Below are 20,422 nucleotides of genomic sequence, written 5' to 3' on the forward strand. Positions count from 1 at the left end.
ATCCGCCGGCCCTCGGGTACGTTGTGCTGCGTGTCCGTCCAGCCCGTTTCCCCCGCCCGCCGCGCCCGTATGTGGCGCATCGCCGCGGCGCTCGCCGTCCTTCTCGGGGTGGCCGCGTATCTCCTGGTGCAGTACGTCACCAGCGGACCCGGTGCGCCGCGCTGCTCGGTGCGCGTCCAGGGCGGCGGGGATCCGTACGAACTCACGCCCGAGCAGGCCGCGAACGCCGCGACGATCTCGGCGGTGGCGGCCTCGCGCGGGCTGCCGGAGCGGGCGGTGACGATCGCGCTGGCGACCGCCATGCAGGAATCCGGGCTGCGCAACATCAATTTCGGCGACCGGGATTCGGTAGGACTGTTCCAGCAGCGGCCGTCGCAGGACTGGGGCACCGTGCAGCAGATCATGGACCCGGTTTATTCGTCCGGGGAGTTCTACCGTCACCTGGTGAAAGTCCCCGGCTATTCCCGGCTGCCGTTGACGGTCGCCGCGCAGAAGGTGCAGCGCAGCGGCTATCCGCAGGCGTACGCCAAGCACGAGGCGAATGCGGCGCTGCTCACCGGGGCGCTGACCGGGCGGAGCGGGGACGTGCTGAGCTGCACGGTGAGCCATCCCGTGGACGGTGCCGGGCCGGACGGCGCGGGGAAGGTGCGGGAGAAGCTGGTGCGGGAGTTCGGGACGTCGGTGCTGCCGCGGACGGAGGCGGCCGGAGGCCGCGGGGCCCGGCCCGGGCGCAGTCTGACGGTGCCGGTTCCGGGTGACGGCTACGGCGCGGCGGTTCCGGGAGAGGCGGCGGAGCGCGGCTGGCAGCTGGCGAACTGGGCGCTGGCGCACGCCGCCGATCTGCACATCGACCGGATCTCCTACGCGGGGCGGACGTGGACGGCGGCCGACTCGGACAAGGGCTGGCAGGGCCCGGCGGCGTCCGGGGACACCGCGCCCTCGGTGACGATCGTCACCGCCAAGTAGCGCGTCGGCGCGGTGCACTTGGGGACCGCGCACGGCAATCCCCTTTTCCGTTCAGGCTTTTCACCTGGTTGCGGCCGTATCCTCGGCCAATTCCCGTGCGTTTAACGGGCTGTGACCTTTCCGCACGGCTTCGGCGCGCATGCATATTGCTCGTATTTATCCCGGGCAGATTATGTGACGCGTTGCCAATTCTTTACCGCATTCCACCGAAACCTTCGGGCACCTGACGCGGTATTCAGGGCGTCCGTCCGCCCGGCGGACATGGCACATCTGTCAGAAGTACGAGTTCTTCTCCGTAAAAGGAGCACCATGTCCCTCCCCGTTACGCGTCGGATCGCCCGAGCCGCCCTGCTGGTCGCGGCGGGCACCGCTCCCGTGGTCGCGGCGGCCGGAACCGCCAGCGCCGTGTCCCTGCCGCCCACGGGCAACGAGCTGGGCGGCGTGACCACCCTGGACTCCGCGAACACCAGCAAGACCGTGGACACCACCGCGCGGAACGGCGTCGGGCTGGTCAACAGGACCGGTGCCGAGGCCGCGGAGGGCCTGGCGCCGGCACTGGTGCGGACGCTCGGTCCGGTCGTCGAGGAGGCCGCGCCCCTCACCCGGGCGACCGCCCGCAAGGCGGAGGACGTGGCCCGCCCGATGACGCGGAAGGGCATCTCCACCAACTCGTTGGCCACCGATGCCGTCAGGCGGCTGGTCGGCGCGCCCCAGGAGGCGCCGCACACCCCGCTGCACGGCCTGATCGGCGGGATGCCGATCGGCCACTGACCCATCGCACGCCGCGGGGGCCCGGGGAGCTGCTCTCCCCGGGCCCCCGCGCGTGTCCGCGGCTCGGCGGCTCAGTCGGCCAGGCGGCGCACCGCGGCCGCCACCCGCTCGTCGGTGGCGGTGAAGGCGATCCGGACGAACCGCTCCCCCGCGGCGCCGTAGAAGTCGCCGGGGGCGACCAGGATGCCGCGCTTGGCGAGGTCGCCGACGGTGTCCCAGCAGGGCTCGTCGCGGGTGGCCCAGAGGTAGAGCGACGCCTCGCTGTGCTCGATGCGGAAGCCCGCGGCCTCGAAGGCGGTGCGCAGCGCGGTGCGCCGGCGGGCGTAGCGCTCGCGCTGCTCGGCGACGTGCGCGGTGTCGCCCAGCGCCGCGACGGTGGCGGCCTGGACGGGCGCGGCGATCATCATGCCGCCGTGCTTGCGGATCTGGAGCAGGTCACCGAGGACCGCGGCGTCGCCCAGCAGGAAAGCGGAGCGGTAGCCGGCGAGGTTGGAGCGCTTGGACAGCGAGTGGACGGCGACGATGCCCTCGTAGGAGCCGCCGCAGACGTCCGGGTGCAGGACGGAGACCGGGTCGGCCTCCCAGCCCAGTTCGAGGTAGCACTCGTCGCTGAAGACCAGGACGCCGTGCTCGCGGGCCCAGGCGACGGTGCGGCGCAGCTCGTCGACGGTGAGCACGCGGCCGGTGGGGTTGGACGGGGAGTTGAGCCAGAGCAGCTTCAGGCCGGCCGGGTCCGTCTCCCACGGTTCGTCGTAGACGACCGGCTCGGCGCCGGCCAGACGGGCGCCCACCTCGTAGGTGGGGTAGGCCAGGCGCGGGTAGGCCACCTTGTCGCCGGTGCCGAGACCCAGCTGGGTGGGCAGCCAGGCGACCAGCTCCTTGGAGCCGACGACCGGCAGCACGTTGGTGTGCTCCAGGCCGGGGGCACCGAGGCGGTCGGCGGCCCAGCCGGTGAGCGCGTCCCGCAGGGCCGCGGTACCCCACACCGTCGGATAGCCCGGGCTGTCCGCCGCGTCGATCAGGGCCCGCTGGACCAGCGCGGGGACCGGGTCGACCGGGGTGCCGACGGAGAGGTCGACGATGCCGTCCGTGTGGGCGGAGGCGGTCGCCTTGTACGGCTCCAGGCGGTCCCAGGGGAACGCAGGCAGGCGCTCGCGCAGGGACGCGCCGGACGGGTGGCGGGAGGAGACTGCGCCCACGGTGCTCTCTTTCTCGTACGGAATGGCGCGGAGGACGTCGGCGCGCAAAAACGCCGCGGTCCCGTACGGCGGGTGGGCCGTACGGGACCGGGCGGCGCCGTGCGACCTTCCCCAGCTCATGCCGGGGCGATCCCCGGCGTCCTCGGAGGCAGGGGGGAGCGGGCCGGCTCCCGTCCGTCCTCCGGGCGGTGTCAGTGGTCCTGGTTCTGCGGCGGCAGCGCGGCGATGAACGGGTGGTCGCGCTCGATCAGGCCGAGCTTGCTGGCACCACCCGGGGAACCGAGCTCGTCGAAGAACTCCACGTTCGCCTTGTAGTAGTCCTTCCACTCCTCCGGGGTGTCGTCCTCGTAGAAGATCGCCTCAACCGGGCAGACCGGCTCGCAGGCACCACAGTCGACGCATTCGTCCGGGTGGATGTACAAGGACCGGGAGCCCTCGTAGATGCAGTCGACGGGGCACTCCTCGATGCATGCCTTGTCCTTGACGTCGACACAAGGCTGCGCGATGACGTAGGTCACGCTGTCGTTCCTCCTCAGTAGGGCCGGCGGCCCGATCTGCGGTACCGCCGCTGGGCGCGCGGGAGCGCGGCGTCGTCGATGCCCGCCACCTAGTATCTCCGTTCCCGGGCACGAGACGAACAAGAGGGGCGGTCAGAGGGCGATGGAATTCCTCTCCGGAGGGCGCGCGGAAGTCCGGATCACCCATGCTGATGTGGGCAAAAGGGTATCCGTCCGGCGTCTCACCGGGGCCCCGGCCGGGGCTCCCGCGTTCACGGACACGGTCGGTGTTCTCACATCATGGGACAACGGTGTGCTGAGCATCACACGGCGGGACGGCGAAGCGGTGCGGATCGAGGAGTCCGCGCTGGTGGCGGCCAAGCCGGTACCGGCGGCGCCGGCCCGCCGGAAGGTCCCGGCGGCCACCGTCCGCGAGCTCCAGCAGGTCGCGGCCCGCGGATGGCCGGCCATCGAGACGGAGCCCCTCGGGGAGTGGACGTTGCGGGCATCCGTCCAGGAGGTGCCGCGCGAAGCGCGTCCGGGAGGGGCGGTGGCTGGGCGACGGGTGGGCTTCACCCGGCGCGCCAACTCGGTGCTGGCGGTCGGCGATCCCGGGCTGCCGTTGGACGAGGCGCTGGCCCGGGTCACCCGGTGGTACGCGGAGCGGGGGCTGCCCGCGCTGCTCACCGTCACCACCGGGCGGCCGGACGCCGAGGAGGGGCTGGCCGCGGAGCTGGCCGCCCGCGGCTGGTCCGACGAGGCGCACACCTCCGTGCGGATCGCGGCCCTGGCGCCGCTCGCGGACACCGAAGCGGACACGTCGGCCGTGCGCCTCTCCCGGCTGCCGGACGCCGGCTGGCTGGGCCTGTACAACCGGACCGGCACGCCCACGGCGGAGGTGTCGGCGGTGCTGACCGGCGGGCCCTCGGTGTGGTTCGCGCGGGTGCCGGCGCCGGACGGCGGCACCGCGGCGATCGGGCGGCTGGTCGTCGACGGGCGCTGGGCGGGCTTCGCCGCGGTGGAGACCGCCGCCGGGCGGCGGCGCGAGGGGCTGGCGACACTGGTGATGGCGGCTCTCGCCGAGCGGGCCCTGGAGGAGGGCGCCTCGTCGGCGTATCTCCAGGTCGAGGCGGACAACGCCGGCGCCCTCGCGCTGTACGAGAGGCTGGGGTTCGTCGAGCACCACGGCTATCACTACCGACGCGGCCCGGCGGGGGCCTGAGGGGTAAGGGGTATCGGTCCGGTATGGGCGAGCGAGCGGAGCGCGGGGAACCGGGGCCCGAGCGGGACGCGGCGCGGGAGGAGCGGCGACGGGAGTTCGCGGCCGCGGCCCGCGAGGAGCGGCCCGATCTCGCGCTGCTGTGCCTGCTGATCTGCGCGGAGGCCGATCCGGCGCTGGGCGAGGCCGGGATCGACGCGGCACAGATCGAGCTGGACCGGCTGGCCGGGCTGCTCCCGTACTCGCCCGCCCGTCGCCCGACCACCGCCCCGGCCGGAAGCGCTGCGCGCTGCCCCTCCGACAGTGGCCCCGGCGCCTGGGCGCGCAACCTCGCGGAGCTGCTGGGCACCCGGGAGGGCTTCGGCGGGTCGCCCGCCGACTACCGCAGGCTGGAGTCGTCACTGCTGCACGAGGTACTGCGGCGGCGGCACGGGCTGCCGATCCTGCTGTCGGTGGTCTGGATGGAGGTCGCCCGGCGGGCCGGGGCGCCGGTGTACGGGGTGGCGCTGCCGGGCCACTTCGTCGTCGGCTTCGGGGACCCGGCCGGGCCGGATGTCGCGGCGGGCCACAGAACGTTGTCCAGGGCCGGCGCCGGGGCGCCGGGCGGGCATGTGCTGGTCGATCCGTTCGCGGGCGGGCGGCTGCTCACCCACCACGATGCGGCGATGCTCGTCGCGGGCGCGACGGGTGAGGCGCTGGCCCCGGGGATGCTGGTCCCGGCCGGCCCGCTGGAGATCGTCCAGCGGATCCTCAACAACATCCGGGCCTGGGCCCAGGCCCGCCCGGAGCACAGCGCGGTCCATCTGTGGGCGCTGGACCTGTCGTTGCTGCTGCCGAGCCATCCGGCGCGGCTGCGTCATGAGCGGGCCCAACTCCTCGTCCAGCGGGGCGAGTTCCTGACCGGGGCGGCGGAGCTGGAGGAGTACGCGCGGGTGCTGGAGCCGGTCCAGCCGGCGGCGGCGACCGCGCTGCGCCGGGAGGCCGGGGCCGCCCGGGCCCGGCTGAACTGAGGGCGGCGGCACGGCGCGTGGTGGTTGGCGCGGTGCGTGGTGTTGGCGCGGTGCGTGGTGGTTCAGGCCGCCGCGGAACGCGCCGGTGCCGTGGCCACCGCCTCCGCCGGGGTGCGGCGGACGACCAGCAGCGTGGCGTCGTCCTTCAGCTCGCCGCCGGTGAAGTGCTCCAGGTCGGCGCGGAGGGTGCGGGCCAGGTCGGCGGGCGCCAGCTCGATCCGGGCGGCGATCCGCTCGGCCAGGGGGTAGAAGCGGCCGTCGCGGCCGCGGGCCTCGGTGACGCCGTCGGTGCACAGCACCGCCCAGTCGCCGGGTTCCGGGTGGACGAGGACGCTGCGGCGCGGCTCGCGGCCGAGCCCGCCCAGCCCCAGCGGGAGCCCGCCCTCGCCGTCCGAGCGCTCATGGACGAGGCCGTTGCGCACCAGGTAGTACGGGATGTGGCCGCAGGACAGGATGCGGGCCCGGCCGGGGGCGCGGACCTCCAGCAGCAGCGCGGTGGCGAAGCGCTCGTCGGTGCCCTCCTCGGCGGAACGGGCGTTGTAGCGGGTCAGCGCCTGCTCCATGCGGCCGGCCACGCCCTCCAGCGAATCCTGGTACTGCGCCGCCTCGCGGAAGGACGCCAGTACCTCCAGGCCCGCGCCGATCGCCGGCATGCCCTTGCCCTGGACGTCGCCGATCAGCAGCCGCAGCCCGTGCGGGGTGTCCACGGCCTCGTAGATGTCGCCGCCGACCCGGGCACCCTCCTGGGCGGACACATAGAAGCCGTACGCCTCCAGCGTCCCGGCGCGCAGCGGCAGTTCGCGCAGCATCGCCCGCTGCACGGTGTCGGCGACCAGGCTGGTGCGGGCGTGCAGCGCCTCGCGTTGGAGCCGGGTGCGGCACAGCACCAGGGCGAAGACGCCCACCAGGAACGCCCCGAAGACGCCGACGACCCGGCTCGCCGGGGCCCAGTCGGGCACCGTCAGCAGATCGACGTAGGTGAGGCAGGCGACGTAGACCACGGCGACCAGCAGCGTGCGGCGGTAGGAGCAACGCAGCGCGGCCACCAGCGGGGCGATCCCCATGAAGCCGGAGACGTGCAGCTCGGGGCCGGTCGTGGCGTCCCACGTCGCGACGACCAGGATGGCGAGGATCAGCAGCACCGGGGCGAGCAGGCCGCCCTCGGCGGGACGAGGGGCTGGCATGACACTTCAAGCCTGCGGGACGTTCCGCGAGCCCGCACAGGGGCGAAGGTCCGCCGAGGGGGCGAGCTGAGGTCCCGGGGTGGCTGGGGGTGGGGGCGTTGGTCGGGGGCGAGGGCCGGTGGTGGGGGGCGGGCCTGTGGCTGAGGGGATCGGCACAGCGCGGCAAGGGGCCGCGTCAGATGCCGCGGAGCCGGCCATCGCCCGTCGGGCAGGACCGGCCATGCCCCCTCGGGCCGGCTGGCCGGCTCTAGAGCCAGCCCTTGTCGCGGGCGGTGCGGACCGCCTCGGCTCGGTTGCGGGCGCCGGTCTTCTGGATGGCGAGCGAGAGGTAGTTACGGACCGTGCCCGCGGACAGGCCGAGGGCGGTGCCGATCTCGGCGTTCGTGGAGCCGTCGGCGGCGGCCAGCAGGACCTCGTGCTCACGCTCGGTCAGCGGATTGGCGCCGTCGGCCAGCGCGGCGGCCGCCAGCACCGGGTCGATGACCCGCTCGCCGCGCAGCACCCGGCGCACCGCGTCCGCGAGCCGGGCCGCCGGGGCGTCCTTGACCAGGAACGCGTCCGCGCCCGCCTCCATGGCCCGGCGCAGATAGCCGGGGCGGCCGAAGGTCGTGAGGATGACGATCTTCACGCCGGGCAGTTCGTCGCGCAGCCGGGCCGCGGCGTCCAGGCCGCTCAGGCCCGGCATCTCGATGTCCAGCAGCGCGACGTCGACCTGGTGGGCCCGCGCCTGCGCGACGACCTCGTCGCCGCGCGCCGCCTGGGCGACGACCTCCAGATCGTCTTCCAGGGACAACAGCGCCGCCAGCGCCTCCCGGACCATCGACTGGTCCTCTGCCAGCAGCAGTCGGATCATGCGGGCCAGCTTACGGCCTGACGGTGGGCGGGCGATCGGCGCCCAGATACGTCTAGACCGGGCCGTTCACTGGTTCCGGGGAGGTGTTCGGCACGGGTATCGGGTCCTCGTGGGTGGGCGCCGGGGTGTGCCGGGGGACGTAGGCGCGCAGGGCGAAGCCGTGGGAACCGGGCGCCGGGCCGGTCTCCAGGCGGCCGTCGGTGAGGGCCAGCCGCTCGCGGAGGCCGTTGAGGCCGTTGCCGTCGTGCTGGGTGCGGAGCGGGCCGTTGCCGTCGTCGTTCACCGTGAGGCAGAGGTAGTGGCGGTCGTCGGCCTCCCATTCCTCGGTGAGCAGCAGTTCGCAGCGGCGGGCGCCGCTGTGCCGGACGACGTTGGTGACCGCCTCGCGCAGCGCCCAGGCCAGCGCGCCCTCGGTGTCGGCGGTCAGTCCGCGTGGCTCGCCCTCCAGGGCCGGGTCGACGGCGAGCGCGATGCCGGCGGTGCGCAGCGCGGCGCGGGCGCCGGCCAGCTCCACGGCCAGGCGGGGACGGCGGTAGCCGGTGACCGCCTCCCGGACGTCGACCAGGGCCTGGCGGCTGACCTGCTCGATGTCGGCGACCTGCCGGGCGGCGTCCTCGGGCCTGCCGGGCAGCATCCGGCCGGCCAGCTCGCTCTTGAGGGTTATCAGGGAGAGCGAGTGGCCCAGGAGGTCGTGCAGATCGCGGGCGAGGCGCAGTCGCTCCTCGTTGGCGGCGAGGCGGGCGACCTCCTCCCGGGCGGCGCGCAGTTCCTGGGTGGTGCGGATGAGGTTCTGCACGCCGATCATGACGAAGCCGCTGCCGAGGGCGGGCAGGGCGTAGGCGAAGAGGTAGTAGTTGCGTATCTCCGGATAGCGGGCGCCGACGGCTATCACCAGCGCGGTGATCAGCGGGATGGCCCAGCGGGAGCGCCGCCAGGGCAGCACCACCGCGGAGGCCACGCTGGTGAAGATGAACAGCACCAGCCAGGAGAAGCCCAGGGTCCACGTCAGGGCGACGGACAGCGCCACCATCGCCGCCAGCGGGGCGTACCGCTGCAGTGAGCCGGGCGGCTTGCGCCACACATGGCGGAAGATCAGGAAGACATAGGAGAGAACGAAGAGCGCGAGGCCGGTGAAGCCCCAGACCCGCTGGGCGGTGCCGACGCCGTGGCTGCTGAGCTCCGCCACCGGGCCGGCGAGGTAGAGCAGCCAGACGGCGATCCACATCGACTTGCCGAGGGCCTGGCGGCGGCTGCGCGGCCGCTGGCCGATCAGCACCGGGTTCCGGTCGTCGGGTGCGCTCTTCGTCTCCACCGGTCTCATGCCTTTCGAGTGTCCTTGCGATAGAGCCAGGCTGCACCACCCACGAAGAGGAGGAGGTAGCCGAGGAGGATCGCCATGTCCTTGACGTGGGGCGCGCCGCCGGCCTCGACCGCGGTGCCCAGCGCCGCGTACGCGTGCGTCGGGAGCCACTCGGAGATGTTCTGCACCCACTGCGGCAGCAGCGTCATGGGCATCCACAGGCCGCCGAGGAAGGCCAGCGCGAAGAAGCAGAGCATGGAGACCGGGCGGACCGCGTCGCCGCTGGCCAGATAGCCGATGGCGACGCCCAGGGCGGCGAAGACGAAGCTGCCGAGCCAGGTGCCGACGGCGATGGCGAGCCACTGCCAGGCTTCGAGGCGGACGCCCTTGACGGCCGCGGCGACGATCATGACCAGCAGGATCGAGGGCAGGCTGACCGTCGCCGCGGCGGCTATCTTGGCGGCGACATAGCCGCGGCCGGGCAGGGCGGTGAGCCGCAGCTGACGCACCCAGCCCTGCTCGCGCTCCTTGGCGATGCGCTCGCTGTTGCCCAGCAGGACGGCGGTCATGGCGCCGAACGCCGCCATCGAGACCATGTAGTACAGGCCCATGTCGAGACCGGTGCCGGGGAGCGGCTTGCGGTCCGCGCCGCCGGCGATGATCAGGTAGAGCGCCGGCGGGTAGATCACCGAGAAGAACATGAACTTCTTGTTGCGCAGCGCGCGGAGGATCTCAAGCTTGATCAGAGTGGTCATCGGGCCGCCTCCTCGGCGGTGGTGATGGCGATGAACGCCTGCTCCAGGCCGAGGCCGGAGACTTCGAGGTTGCGCGGGTAGAGACCGAGGCCGTAGAGGGCGTGCACGGTCGCGTCGGCGTCCTGGGACTGGATGCGGACGGTGCTCCCGGAGCCGGCGTTCGACACCGTGAGGGCGGTGAGGTGCGGCAGCGTCTCCAGGGCGGCACGGTCGGCGGGCCCGGCCAGGTCGAAGCTGATCCGGCGGGCGCCGGCGCGGGCCTTGATCTCGGCGGAGGTGCCGTCGGCCAGCACCCGGCCGCGGTGCAGCACGATGACGCGGTCGGCTATCTCGTCGGCCTCTTCGAGGTAGTGCGTGGCGAAGAGGACCGTGCGGCCCTCGTCGGCCTGGCGGCGCATGGCGCCCCAGAAGGTCTGCCGGGAGGAGACGTCCATGCCGGTGGTGGGCTCGTCCAGCACGATGAGGTCGTTGGCGCCGGCGGTGGCGAGGGCGAACCGGACCCGCTGCTCCTGGCCTCCGGAGAGCTTGCCGACCATGCGGTCGGCGATGTCGGTGATCCCGGCGCCGGCGAGGATCTGGTCGACCGGATAGCCGTGCGGATGCAGATCGCGGGCGAGCTGGACCAGCTCCCGGACCTTGACCCCCTCCATCAGGCCGCCGCTCTGGAGCATCGCGCCGACCCTGCCCTGCTCTATGGCGCGCTGCGGGGTGGTGCCGAAGAGGGACACCGTGCCGGTGTCGGGGGTGCGCAGGCCGAGGAGGAGGTCGAGGGTGGAGGACTTGCCGGCACCGTTGGGGCCGAGGAGGGCGACGGTCTCGCCGGGGTGCAGCTCCAGGTGCAGATCGGCCACCGCGCGCACCGCGCCGTAACTCTTTCCGACCCCCTGGAAGCTGACCACCGGGGCCCGTCCCGCGTCCTGCGCGGTGGTGGCTGGGGTGGTAGCTGTCGTCGTCATGGCATTCAGCTTCGCGGATCGCCGCACCGTCCGGCAGTGTCGCCGGGCTGCAGTTCCGCATGACAGGTGTCATGGGTGAGGCCCCCTGGGGGGAATCCCGGAGGATTCTCTCCAGAGGGCCTCTGACCTGCGCTTTCCGCGTCTGTGGCGGTCGGGGCGGGTGGGGCGGGCGTCAGCTGCCGTTGGTCGCGATGGTCTGGACGCGTTCGGCGGGGGTCTTGCCCTGCAGCGCCTTGCCCACCGCGCCGGCCACCTCCTCGACGCTGACCGGGTGCTTGCTGCCGTCGCCCTTGGTCACCATGACGCCGTCGAAGGTGTTGCCGTAGAGCTCCTTGAGGGCGGCCCGGTCGTAGTACGGCACCAGCTCGCCGCCGACGATCTTGAAGGACAGGAACTTCGGAATGGACTTCTGCGGGCTGAACGAGACCGTGTGCTGCGGGCCGGTGCGGACCGTGATCAGCCCGGACATCGCCGGCTCGGCGTACTGCTTGAGTGCCTTGTCGACCGCGGCCTTGCCGACCCTGGGCTGCTGGGTGGTGGCGGCGAGCACCACGGGGGCGTCGCTGCCGGTGGTGACGCGGTTGAGGTAGGCGTCGCTGATCTTGCTCTCGGAGGCCGCGGCGTCGATCGCCTTGTGGGGCACGCCGTAGTGCGGCACGGCCTTGCCGTTCTCGAACGTGATCCCGCCGTCCGCCTCGGCGGCCGCGGGGCCGGCGAGGTTCTGCAGCGCGACCGCCAGCTTCTCCTTGTCGGTGATCACGGCGGGCTGGGCGGTGCGCTTGACACCGAAGAGCGAGCCGATGACGGAGACCGGGTTGTAGTCCCGGCCGGCGGCGTTGCGGACCGTCGCCTGGAGGTCGATGTCCAGGCCCGCCCGGGACGGCAGCAGGGTCTCCGACTTGCCGTCGACGGTGATCTTGAGCGGCGCGGTGCGGCGGTCCTTGAGGGCGGTCTCCAGCTTCTTGACCGCGTCGTCCTTGGAGCTGCCGCCGATCTCCACGCCGAGCGCGGTGGTGTTGTTGGGGACGTCGGAGTGGTCGAGCAGCAGTCCGGCGCCGTAGGCGACACCGGCCAGGACGACGACGGCGACGCCGACGAGCACCAGCTTGTTGCGGCCCTTCTTGGGCGGGTTGATCGGCTCGGGGATCTTGGGGCGCGGCTTGGGGGCGGCGCTGTCCTCGTCGGCGCCGGATGCCCCGGCGAACGGGCCGGCGGCCGCCGGGCCGTCCTTCCCCGGAACCTTGGGGATCCCGCTGACGAGGGTGTCGCCGGAGACCCGGCCCCCGGGACCGCCGCTCTTCGGGCCGCCCTTGGGGCCGGGCCCGGTGCCCTTGTCCTTCCGGCCACCGGCCAGGCCGCCCGTGATGCCGCCGGTGACGCCGGAGCCCGCGCCGGGCCCGGCGGGCGGCGCCGGGGGCTGCGGGGTGAGTTCGGCGGTGTCGTCGCTCAGCCGGCCCGCGGCGCTCTTGCCCGCGCTGGGGTCGCTGAATCCGGGCGGGAGGTCGAGCGCCGAGTCGCCGCGCGCCGGGCCCGTCGTCGGACCGCTGGGGGAACCGCCGGCGGGGGACTCGAACGGGTTGCGGTCGCGGGCGGGCCGCTCCGGGCCGTCGAACGGCGAACCGCCGCGCGGGGCGCCGTCGAACGGGGACGCCTCACCCCGGGGGGCGCTGTCGAACGGGGAGGCTCCGGAGAGCGGGTCACTCCCCAGCGGGTCGCTCCCGAGCCGGTCCCTCCTGAGCGGGTCGCTCCCGAGGGGGTCCGCGCCGAGCGGGTCGCCTACGAGGGCGTCGCTCCCGGACCGGTCGCCGGACAGCCGGTCGCCGGACAGCGGATCGCCGGTCAATGGGGCACCCAGCGGATCGCCGCCGAGCGGGCCCGCGCCCAGGGGGTCGCCGCCGAGCGGATCGCTCTCGTAGGGCGAACCGCCGTGCCCGCGGGGGCCGTCGAAGGGCTCGCCGCCGCTCCGCGGGGCCGGCCCGGAGGCCGCCGGGGCGTCCGAGAAGTACGGGAGGTCCGGGCGCTGCGCGGGCTTGCCGTCCGCCGCCCCGGGCGCCGCCGGCGTCGAGGGAGCGCCGGCGGCCGGCGCCGGACCGCCGGCGGGCTGGCCCTGCCCCTTGCGCGGCGAGAACCAGTCGCTGGTCGTCTTCTCCTTCGGGGCGGCGGGCGCCTCGTCCGCCGCCGCCTCCGGCCGCGGTGTCTCCGCCGTCCGCTCGGCGGCCCGCTCGCCACCGAAGGCCGGACCGGACGTTCCCCGGGAACCGGGCGAACCGGCGGAACCGCCGGATGCAGCCGATGCGTTCATGCCGGACTCCTCACCGACGGGCTTGCGCACGACGACCGGCGGGATGGGGCGGGACCCCGGAATGTTGATCTTGATCCGCGTCGTCAGCGTGGTCTCGGTTTTGGGCTCCTCCGGCCGGTCCGCGGCTCCGGGCACCGGCGTCTCGCCGGCCTCTCCCCTGGGCGAGCCGTAGGGCGGTGTCCCCGACGGGTACACGGCTCCGCCACGGCCCCGGGGGCCGGAGGACGAACTGTCAGATTCACGACTCAAAGCAGGTTCTCCCGGTTGGCTCCGCCGCTCGTCAGAGATGATCTCCGGCCTCGGGCCGGGTGGGGGAGACCCCAGCGCTGGCCGGGGGACCGCCCCCAGGGCGGCGCGGCGGCGCGCACCACCATACTGGCCGCTGCCGGGCGACACCCGAGGTGCGCGGGAACACCGCCGCACCGGCCGGCGTCCCCGCACCGCGGCCGGTTGCCCGGAACCGTGCCGCATCCGTCCTGGTATGAACCACGTCATCCGCCAACTCGGCCGTGGGACAGGCCGGTAGTGCGCAGCTGGCTCCCGGTGGCGCAGATCACAGCGATCACGATGCCGCCCAACAGGAAGGCGTACGAGCCGAGCCCGGGGCCGAACAGGAAGTCGCCCTCCGGCCGGACGTCGCTGAGCAGCAGGAACACCGTCACCAGCCAGGCGGCACCGGGCACCAGCACCCCGCCGCCGGTACCGGTGGCGCGGGCGCCGCCGTAGAAGAGGCCGGCGAGGCCGGCCAGGGCGAGCAGCAACCCGCCCGGGAACCAGGCCGCTTGGAGAAGCGTTCCGGCGAACGCGACCAGGACGCCCGCGACCAGCAGCAGGGCATAGAGGCCCACCCGGCCGGGCGTCAGTGGCGCGCCCGGCGCGGGCCGGCCCGGTGGCGCCGCGGGGGTGCCGCCGCGGGCCGCGGGCGGGCCGCCGCCGGACGCCCGCGTCCGCCGCTTCCCGTCCGCGGCGCTGTTACGGCCGCTCCTGTCCGCGGCCCCGCCACCCTTGGACGTCGTCATTCCGCCGCCTCCTCAATTCGGGCACTCTCCTCCATACCCACCAAACCGGCCGACTCGCCGATCCCCGCGAAGAGATCGTCCTCGCGTTCCCCGGCGGCCGCGCCGGACGTCCCGTGGACCAGCCGGTAGTGCTCGGTGCCGAACAGCGGCTGCCCCAGGTCATTGGAGAGCGCGAAGAACGCCCCGTCCACCACGATCTGCGTCACATGGGCGCGCATCGCCGCGGCCTTCGCATCCGCGTACGCGCCCGCACCCGCGATCGACGCGGTGACCGCGTCGTCCGGGACCACGCCCGGGACGTCGTCCACCGCCGCGGCCCCGGCGAAGCCGTGCCGGGCCGCGCGCACCGCGGCCAGACCCGCCTCGGCCGCCGAGCGGGGGGTGCAGTTCCAGTAAATCTTTTCGATCGCATACGCGCTGCCGAGGTCCGGCCGGAAGTCGGCCCGCGCGGCCAGCTCCGCGGCCCGCATCGCCACGCGATGGGCCTGGATGTGGTCGGGGTGGCCGTATCCGCCGTTCGGGTCATAGGTGACCAGAACCTGGGGGCGCACCTCGCGGACGACGGCCACCAGGTGGGCCGCGGCCTCGTCCACGGGGGCCTGCCAGAAGCAGCCCGGCCGGTCGTTCTGGGGCGCGCCCATCATCCCGGAGTCGCGGTAGCGGCCCGGGCCGCCGAGGAAGCGGTGGTCGGTGACCCCGAGGGCGGCCATCGCCGCGGCCAGCTCGTGGACCCGGTGGGGGCCCAGGGTGTCGTCGCGGTCCGGCGCCAGGTGGGCCAGCTCGGGCGGGATGACCTCGCCTTCCTCGCCGCGGGTGCAGGTCACCAGCGTGACCAGCGCGCCTTCGGCCGCGTACTTGGCCATCGTGGCGCCGTTGTTGATCGACTCGTCGTCCGGGTGTGCGTGCACCAGGAGGAGGCGGCGGGCGGGAGCGGCGGTGTCACTGCGCTGCGCGGCAGCTCCGCTCGGGGCGGCGGCGGGCGACGGCTGGGAGGTCATGCGGACAGCCTACGAGCCGCGCGTCGCGGCCTCCGCGGCCGATCGGGGCGGCCGCCCGCGGAGCCTCGCGGGAAGGCGGGACCGGGGCGGCCGGAAGCGGTCCGGCGGGGCGCCGGGGCGCGCTCAGAACTTGATGCCGCCGAGCATGCCCGCGACGTTGGTGGTCAGACTCTTGATCGTCGGAGCGATGGACGAGCTGGCCAGATAGAAGCCGAGCAGCATGCAGACGAGTGCATGCACCGCCTTCAGCCCGGACTTCTTGATCAACAAGAAGACGATGATCGCCAGCAGCACCACCGCCGAAATCGAGAGTGCCACGGCGGCTCACCTCCAAGTACACACGGTCCGGACAGAGTTGACGGTACGGGAGCCGATGACCCGGCATCACGTACCCGGGTATGCCAAGGGCTCTTTACCCCGTACCTACTGCGCGCAAGGGATCATAACTTTCCGTCCGTGCGCATAAGTCGGTGCACCGGAGCACGGCGGGGGCGCACGAGGTTTTCCACAGACCCGCGCCGACCGGGCCGGTCCGCCGTAGGCTCGGCGCATGACCGGACAGCTGCCCTTCCCCCGGCACTCCGCGCGCACCCAGCGCTTCACGCTCGGCGCCCCGCGCGACTTCTCCCTCTCCCCCGACGGCACCCGTATCGTCTTCCTCCGCTCCGCCGGCGGCACCGACCGCAGCCAGCGGCTGTGGGTCCTCGATCCGTCCGACGGCCGGGAGTTCACCGCGGCGGACCCGCGCGCCCTGCTGGCCGGCGCGGACGAGGAGCTCCCCGCCGAGGAGCGGGCGCGCCGCGAGCGCAGCCGCGAGGGCTCGGCCGGCATCGTCGGCTATGCGGTCGACGCCGCCGTGGAGTTGGCCGCCTTCGCGCTCTCGGGCCGGCTCTTCGTCTCCGAGCTGCGGGCCGGGACCACCCGTGAACTCCACGCGGCCGGCCCGGTGGTGGATCCCCGCCCCTCCCCCGACGGCCGCCATGTGGCATACGTGGCGAACGGCGCGCTGCGGGTCGTCGCGGCGGACGGCTCCGGTGCCGGTGCCGTCGGTGCCGACGGGGACCGGGCGCTGGCGGAGCCGGACGGGCCCGAGGTCACCTGGGGGCTGGCCGAGTTCGTCGCGGCCGAGGAGATGGGCCGCCACCGGGGCTTCTGGTGGTCCCCGGAGAGCGACCGGGTGCTGGCCGCGCGGGTCGACGAGGCGCCGGTGGCCCGCTGGTGGATCGCCGACCCGGCGCATCCGGACCGCGAGCCGGCCGCGGTGCGGTATCCGGCGGCCGGCACCGCCAACGCCGACGTCACCCTGGCGCTGTTCGGCCTGGACGGCTCCCGTACGGACGTCCGGTGGGACACCGCGCGCTATCCGTATCTGGCCCGCGTCCACTGGTCGGCCGCCGGGCCGCCGCTCCTCCTCGTCCAGACCCGCGACCAGCGCGCCCAGCGCTATCTGACGGTCGACACCGACACCGGCACGACCACCGCGGTGCACGAGGACGAGGACGAGGTGTGGGTCGAGCCGTTCCCGGGGGCGCCGGCCTGGACTCCGGACGGGCGGCTGGTGCGGATCGCCGACGAGGGCGGCGCCCGCAAGCTCTTCGTCGGCGACCGGCCGCTGACGGGCGAGCCGCTGCACGTCCGGGCGGTCCTGGACATCGGCACGGACGACGTCCTGTTCTCGGCGAGCGGCGCGGACATGCACGACATCGGGGTCTATCGGGCGTGGTTCCGCGGCAGCGGTGACCAGGGCGGATGGGAGAGGGTCGGCGAGCGGCCGTATCCGACGGTGTCCTCGGCGGTGCGCGGCGGGGAGCTGACGGTGCTGACCCAGGCGTCGCTGGAGCGGCCGGGCACCCGCTCGGAGGTGGTGCGGCTGGATCCGGACGGCGGCGAGAAGGTGCTGGCCGTCATCGGCTCGCATGCCGAGACGCCGGGTCTCACCGCCCGGCCGCGGCTGGTGCTCGCCGGGGAGCGCCGCATCCCGTGCGCGGTGCTGCTGCCGACCGGCTATCAGGAGGGCGACGGCCCACTGCCGGTGCTGCTCGACCCCTACGGCGGCCCGCACGGCCAGCGGGTGGTCGCCGCGCACAACGCCCATCTGACGTCCCAGTGGTTCGCCGACCAGGGCTTCGCGGTGATCGTGGCCGACGGCCGGGGCACCCCGGGCCGCTCCCCCGCGTGGGAGAAGGCGGTCTCCCGGCGGGTCGGGCCGGTGGCCCTGGAGGACCAGGTGCACGCCCTGGAGGCGCTGGCCGGCTCCTTCCCGCTGGATCTGGGGCGGGTGGCGATCCGTGGCTGGTCGTTCGGCGGCTATCTGGCGGGGCTGGCCGCGCTGCGCCGGCCGGACGTCTTCCACGCCGCGGTGGTCGGCGCGCCGGTCACCGATCTGCGGCTGTACGACACGCACTACCAGGAGCGGTATCTCGGCCGGCCCGAGGAGGAGCCGGCGGCCTACGCCCTGAACTCCCTGGTGACGGACGAGGGGTTGTCAGGGGCGGTGGAGCCGCACCGCCCGATGCTGATCGTGCACGGCCTGGCCGACGACAACGTGGTCGTGGCGCACGCCCTGCGGCTCTCCTCGGCGCTGCTGGCCGCGGGCCGGCCGCACGAGGTGCTGCCGCTGACGGGGGTGACGCACATGGCGTCCCAGGAGCAGGTCGCGGAGAATCTGCTGCTGCTCCAGGTGGACTTCCTCAAGAGGTCGTTGGGGATCGGCTGAGCACCGGCCGGCCGGTGGCTCACCAGGCCGGTGGGCGTGCCGAGGGCGGGGGCGGGGCGTGGCGGGGGCGCGCCGCGTCCTGCGCGTCGCCGTACGCCTCGGGCGGCCGGGCGCCGGCGGTGGCGTCCGGCAGGCCGGGCAGGGCCGCGACGAGCAGTGCGCCGAGGCCGGCGAGGGCCGTCAACGCCGCGGCGGTGAGGCCGAGTTGAGCGGTCTCGGGCAGCGCGGCGAGGCGTCCGAGGGTGCCGGTGCGGAGGGCGTCGTCGAGCCGGGCACCGCCGTGGCCGAGCAGCAGGAGCCCGGCCGTCAGAGCGGCGGGCCGGGCCCAGGGTGTCCGGCGGAGCGCGGCGACCGCGCCGGCCGCGGCCAGCAGGGCCAGCGCGGCGGCCGCCCAGTGCGCCGGGGGACGCAGGGCCGGGCCGGGGGCCGCCGCGGCGCCGAGCAGGGCCGCGCGGTAGCCGTCCGCGCCGAGGCGCCGCAGCGCGTGCAGCTCCCCAGCGGCGAGGGTCAGGGCGGCGGCGCCCAGGAGGACGGCGAGGGCGGCCGCGGCTCTGCGGTACGGGCCGCCGGGGGCGCCGGGGCGAGCGCCGTGCCGCGGTGCCTCCTGGACCACGCCGTACGCCGCGGCGACCCCGGCCAGCGGGCCGGGCACCGGCCGCCGGCCGACCGCGACGACCGCCAACAGCGCTGCGGCGAGCAGCAGGTGGGCCACCGCGGTGGCTCGTACCCAGACCGCGAGCGCACCGTCGACCCCGTCCGCCCCGTCCGTCCCCGGCGTCCACAGGAGCGGGAGCCGCAGCAGCGCGGTGGCCGCCGCCAGGGACAGCAGGGCGCCCGGTGCGGTGGCGGCGCGGCGGCGGACGGCCAGGGCGGCGCCGAACCCGACCGCCGACAGCAGCGGATCGCAGACGGAGGCCGCGCGGCGGGCCGCCGTCCCGGGCGGCCCCGCCAGCACGTCGATCGGCCGCGGGAGGACGACCGCGTCCCGGACCAGCCAGGCCGCGCCGGAGGCGGCGAGCAGCAGGCAGGCGGACGCGGCGGTGCGGCGCGCACCGCGGGTGAGACGACTCGACCGCACTGCGGACACGGCCCGCCCCCGTCCGTGTCGGTGAACCACGACGTCCACAGCACCCCCGTATTCGTGAAGGCGCTACCGCAGGTCTACTCCAATCTCGTCGATCGGACAACAGACATGGGGGAGGAACGGGGCGCGAAATCGCCACAAATCAGTGGCCGGCCGGGGGGACCGCTGGCGCCCCCGGCCGGCTTACGGCACCCGCACGGCCGTACGTTGTTCAGCATGAAGCGTCCGTATATCGGTGATGCGACAGGCAAGTTGCCTTCACGTTAAGGCGTTTGGTGCCGATTTGCCCCACTTGCCGTACATGACAATCGCGTGTCAAGCACGCCAGGGAGACGATCTGCGCAATCTTCGCTCAAGAAGCGGACGACCTGTGCACAACCGCCCCGCATACCCTTGACTCGGCCATAAATCACTTGCGAAAGTCGCGCTCATCCAGCGGTGCGACCGGTGCCGCTTCACGTTCCAAGAGAACTCGGCGCGGGGGCACTTCGCGATGACCAGTCCATCCCAGACCGCCACAGGCAAGTCCGAAACCCCGGGACTTGCGGCCAAGGGTCTGAAGAAGGAAAAGAAGGGCAAGAACGGTGAGCTGGTCGGCCGTTCCCCCGGACAGTTGATGTGGGCGCGCTTCAAGCGCGACCGCACCGGCGTGATCTGCGGGATCGTCGTGCTCGCCTTCTTCGTGATCGCGGCCCTGGCCCCGGTGATCGCCTCGATCTACGGCAAGGATCCGTACACGCTTTACGGCAGCGACAACCCCAGTCTTCTGGACGAGTTCGGTTATCCGATGGGGGCCAACGGCGGTATCTCCGGCGATTTCTGGTTCGGTATCGAACCGTCTCTCGGCCGCGATCTGTTCACCCAGCTGCTGTACGGCATGCGGACCTCGCTCGGAATCTCGCTGGCGGTCACGGTCCTCGTGGTCCTCACCGGCACCGTCCTCGGCGTCACCGCCGGCTATCTGGGCGGCCGCACCGACTACTGGCTCGGCCGGGTGATCGACTTCCTGCTCGCCTTCCCCAGCCAGCTGACGTTCGTGGCGTTCATGCCCGTGGTGGTGGCGGTCTTCGTGCCGCCGGGCGACGAGACCCCCACCTACATCCGCGCCATCGCACTGATCCTCGTGCAGTGGGCACTCGGCTGGATGGGGCTGGCCCGGCTGCTGCGCGGACAGGTGCTGTCGCTGCGCGAGCGGGAGTTCGTCGAGGCCGCGAAGATCACCGGCGCCTCCCCCTGGCGGATCATCACCAAGGAACTGCTGCCGAACGTGGTGACCCCGATCCTCGTGCAGAGCACCTACATGCTCCCGCTGTTCGTGACGGCGGAAGCCGGCCTGTCCTACCTGGGCGTCGGCATCATGGAGCCGACCCCGGACTGGGGACGGCTGTTCCACACGGCCGGCATGGTGTACGAGAACGACCCGACCTTCTTGCTCTTCCCCGGCGCCGCGATGGTGATCTTCGTGCTGTGCTTCAACCTGCTCGGGGACTCGGTCCGGGACGCCTTCGACCCCAAGTCCGGGCGTTGATCGTCCATTTGAGGGGGCCTGCTGTCACCCCCACGGCTCCGGAACCGTACCGGATGCGTCCGACA

Annotated in this window: 18 protein-coding genes; 6 read left to right on the plus strand and 12 right to left on the minus strand. The window is 73.8% G+C overall.

Annotated elements, in window-relative coordinates; translation table 11 throughout:
* Nucleotides 1-30: 30 nt before the first annotated feature.
* Both ACRAS8_RS12400 and ACRAS8_RS12405 read left to right on the plus strand, forming a co-directional pair.
* On the plus strand, nucleotides 31-966 hold the full coding sequence (locus ACRAS8_RS12400) for a heavy metal transporter (protein ID WP_438485983.1): 936 nt from the start codon (nucleotides 31-33) through the stop codon (nucleotides 964-966).
* A 309-nt stretch (nucleotides 967-1,275) separates the two neighbouring features.
* A complete protein-coding gene (locus ACRAS8_RS12405; RefSeq protein WP_438485984.1) occupies nucleotides 1,276-1,737 on the plus strand; it encodes an ATP-binding protein in 462 nt (153 codons plus the stop codon).
* Between the two features lie 71 nt (nucleotides 1,738-1,808).
* Here ACRAS8_RS12405 and dapC read toward each other — a convergent pair whose 3' ends face one another.
* Both dapC and fdxA read right to left on the minus strand, forming a co-directional pair.
* Entirely contained in the window at nucleotides 1,809-2,936 is a 1,128-nt protein-coding gene (dapC, locus tag ACRAS8_RS12410) for a succinyldiaminopimelate transaminase (RefSeq protein ID WP_438490443.1), read from the minus strand.
* A gap of 191 nt (nucleotides 2,937-3,127) precedes the next feature.
* Entirely contained in the window at nucleotides 3,128-3,454 is a 327-nt protein-coding gene (gene fdxA, locus ACRAS8_RS12415; RefSeq protein WP_016573354.1) for a ferredoxin, read from the minus strand.
* Nucleotides 3,455-3,596: 142 nt separating this feature from the next.
* Here fdxA and ACRAS8_RS12420 point away from each other — a divergent pair, with 142 nt between their 5' ends.
* Together ACRAS8_RS12420 and ACRAS8_RS12425 are read left to right on the plus strand one after the other, a co-directional pair.
* Nucleotides 3,597-4,655: a GNAT family N-acetyltransferase gene (locus ACRAS8_RS12420; protein ID WP_438485985.1), complete on the plus strand. Its 1,059-nt coding sequence runs from the start codon at nucleotides 3,597-3,599 to the stop codon at nucleotides 4,653-4,655.
* A gap of 23 nt (nucleotides 4,656-4,678) precedes the next feature.
* Nucleotides 4,679-5,662 (plus strand): transglutaminase-like domain-containing protein, encoded by a 984-nt coding sequence (locus tag ACRAS8_RS12425; RefSeq protein ID WP_438485986.1) that lies wholly within the window; start codon nucleotides 4,679-4,681, stop codon nucleotides 5,660-5,662.
* A gap of 62 nt (nucleotides 5,663-5,724) precedes the next feature.
* Here ACRAS8_RS12425 and ACRAS8_RS12430 read toward each other — a convergent pair whose 3' ends face one another.
* From ACRAS8_RS12430 to ACRAS8_RS12470, 9 genes are all read right to left on the minus strand, one after another.
* A complete protein-coding gene (locus ACRAS8_RS12430) occupies nucleotides 5,725-6,846 on the minus strand; it encodes a PP2C family protein-serine/threonine phosphatase (RefSeq protein WP_438485987.1) in 1,122 nt (373 codons plus the stop codon).
* A 247-nt stretch (nucleotides 6,847-7,093) separates the two neighbouring features.
* Nucleotides 7,094-7,699: a response regulator gene (locus ACRAS8_RS12435; RefSeq protein ID WP_438485988.1), complete on the minus strand. Its 606-nt coding sequence runs from the start codon at nucleotides 7,697-7,699 to the stop codon at nucleotides 7,094-7,096.
* A 52-nt stretch (nucleotides 7,700-7,751) separates the two neighbouring features.
* A complete protein-coding gene (locus ACRAS8_RS12440; protein ID WP_438485989.1) occupies nucleotides 7,752-9,020 on the minus strand; it encodes a sensor histidine kinase in 1,269 nt (422 codons plus the stop codon).
* The gene (locus ACRAS8_RS12445) at nucleotides 9,017-9,754 is read right to left on the minus strand and encodes an ABC transporter permease (protein WP_438485990.1); all 738 of its coding nucleotides are present in this window, start codon (nucleotides 9,752-9,754) and stop codon (nucleotides 9,017-9,019) included. The genes ACRAS8_RS12440 and ACRAS8_RS12445 overlap by 4 nt, the downstream gene beginning before the upstream one ends.
* A complete protein-coding gene (locus ACRAS8_RS12450) occupies nucleotides 9,751-10,710 on the minus strand; it encodes an ABC transporter ATP-binding protein (RefSeq protein ID WP_438485991.1) in 960 nt (319 codons plus the stop codon). Before ACRAS8_RS12450 ends, ACRAS8_RS12445 begins: the two co-directional genes overlap by 4 nt.
* Before the next feature lie 172 nt (nucleotides 10,711-10,882).
* Entirely contained in the window at nucleotides 10,883-13,261 is a 2,379-nt protein-coding gene (locus tag ACRAS8_RS12455) for a hypothetical protein (RefSeq protein WP_438485992.1), read from the minus strand.
* A gap of 242 nt (nucleotides 13,262-13,503) precedes the next feature.
* Nucleotides 13,504-14,031 carry a DUF6113 family protein gene (locus tag ACRAS8_RS12460; protein WP_438485993.1) on the minus strand — a complete coding sequence of 176 codons (528 nt, stop codon included), beginning with the start codon at nucleotides 14,029-14,031 and terminating at the stop codon, nucleotides 13,504-13,506.
* Nucleotides 14,028-15,029, minus strand: a complete 1,002-nt coding sequence (gene mshB / locus ACRAS8_RS12465) for an N-acetyl-1-D-myo-inositol-2-amino-2-deoxy-alpha-D-glucopyranoside deacetylase (RefSeq protein WP_438485994.1) — start codon at nucleotides 15,027-15,029, stop codon at nucleotides 14,028-14,030. Before mshB ends, ACRAS8_RS12460 begins: the two co-directional genes overlap by 4 nt.
* A gap of 123 nt (nucleotides 15,030-15,152) precedes the next feature.
* A complete protein-coding gene (locus ACRAS8_RS12470) occupies nucleotides 15,153-15,347 on the minus strand; it encodes a hypothetical protein (protein ID WP_438485995.1) in 195 nt (64 codons plus the stop codon).
* A gap of 232 nt (nucleotides 15,348-15,579) precedes the next feature.
* Between ACRAS8_RS12470 and ACRAS8_RS12475 the strand changes: the two genes are divergently transcribed.
* Nucleotides 15,580-17,745, plus strand: coding sequence for a prolyl oligopeptidase family serine peptidase (locus ACRAS8_RS12475; RefSeq protein ID WP_438485996.1), 2,166 nt, complete (start codon nucleotides 15,580-15,582; stop codon nucleotides 17,743-17,745).
* Nucleotides 17,746-17,764: 19 nt separating this feature from the next.
* Here the strand turns inward: ACRAS8_RS12475 and ACRAS8_RS12480 are convergent, their stop codons facing one another.
* On the minus strand, nucleotides 17,765-18,832 hold the full coding sequence (locus tag ACRAS8_RS12480; RefSeq protein ID WP_438485997.1) for a hypothetical protein: 1,068 nt from the start codon (nucleotides 18,830-18,832) through the stop codon (nucleotides 17,765-17,767).
* 490 nt (nucleotides 18,833-19,322) lie between these two features.
* On the opposite strand from ACRAS8_RS12480, the gene ACRAS8_RS12485 reads away from it, so the two are divergent.
* Nucleotides 19,323-20,357 carry an ABC transporter permease gene (locus ACRAS8_RS12485; RefSeq protein WP_438485998.1) on the plus strand — a complete coding sequence of 345 codons (1,035 nt, stop codon included), beginning with the start codon at nucleotides 19,323-19,325 and terminating at the stop codon, nucleotides 20,355-20,357.
* The last annotated feature ends 65 nt before the right edge of the window (nucleotides 20,358-20,422 follow it).

Source organism: Streptomyces sp. S186, from assembly GCF_051603415.1.
In the GTDB taxonomy this organism is placed as follows: Bacteria; Actinomycetota; Actinomycetes; order Streptomycetales; family Streptomycetaceae; genus Streptomyces.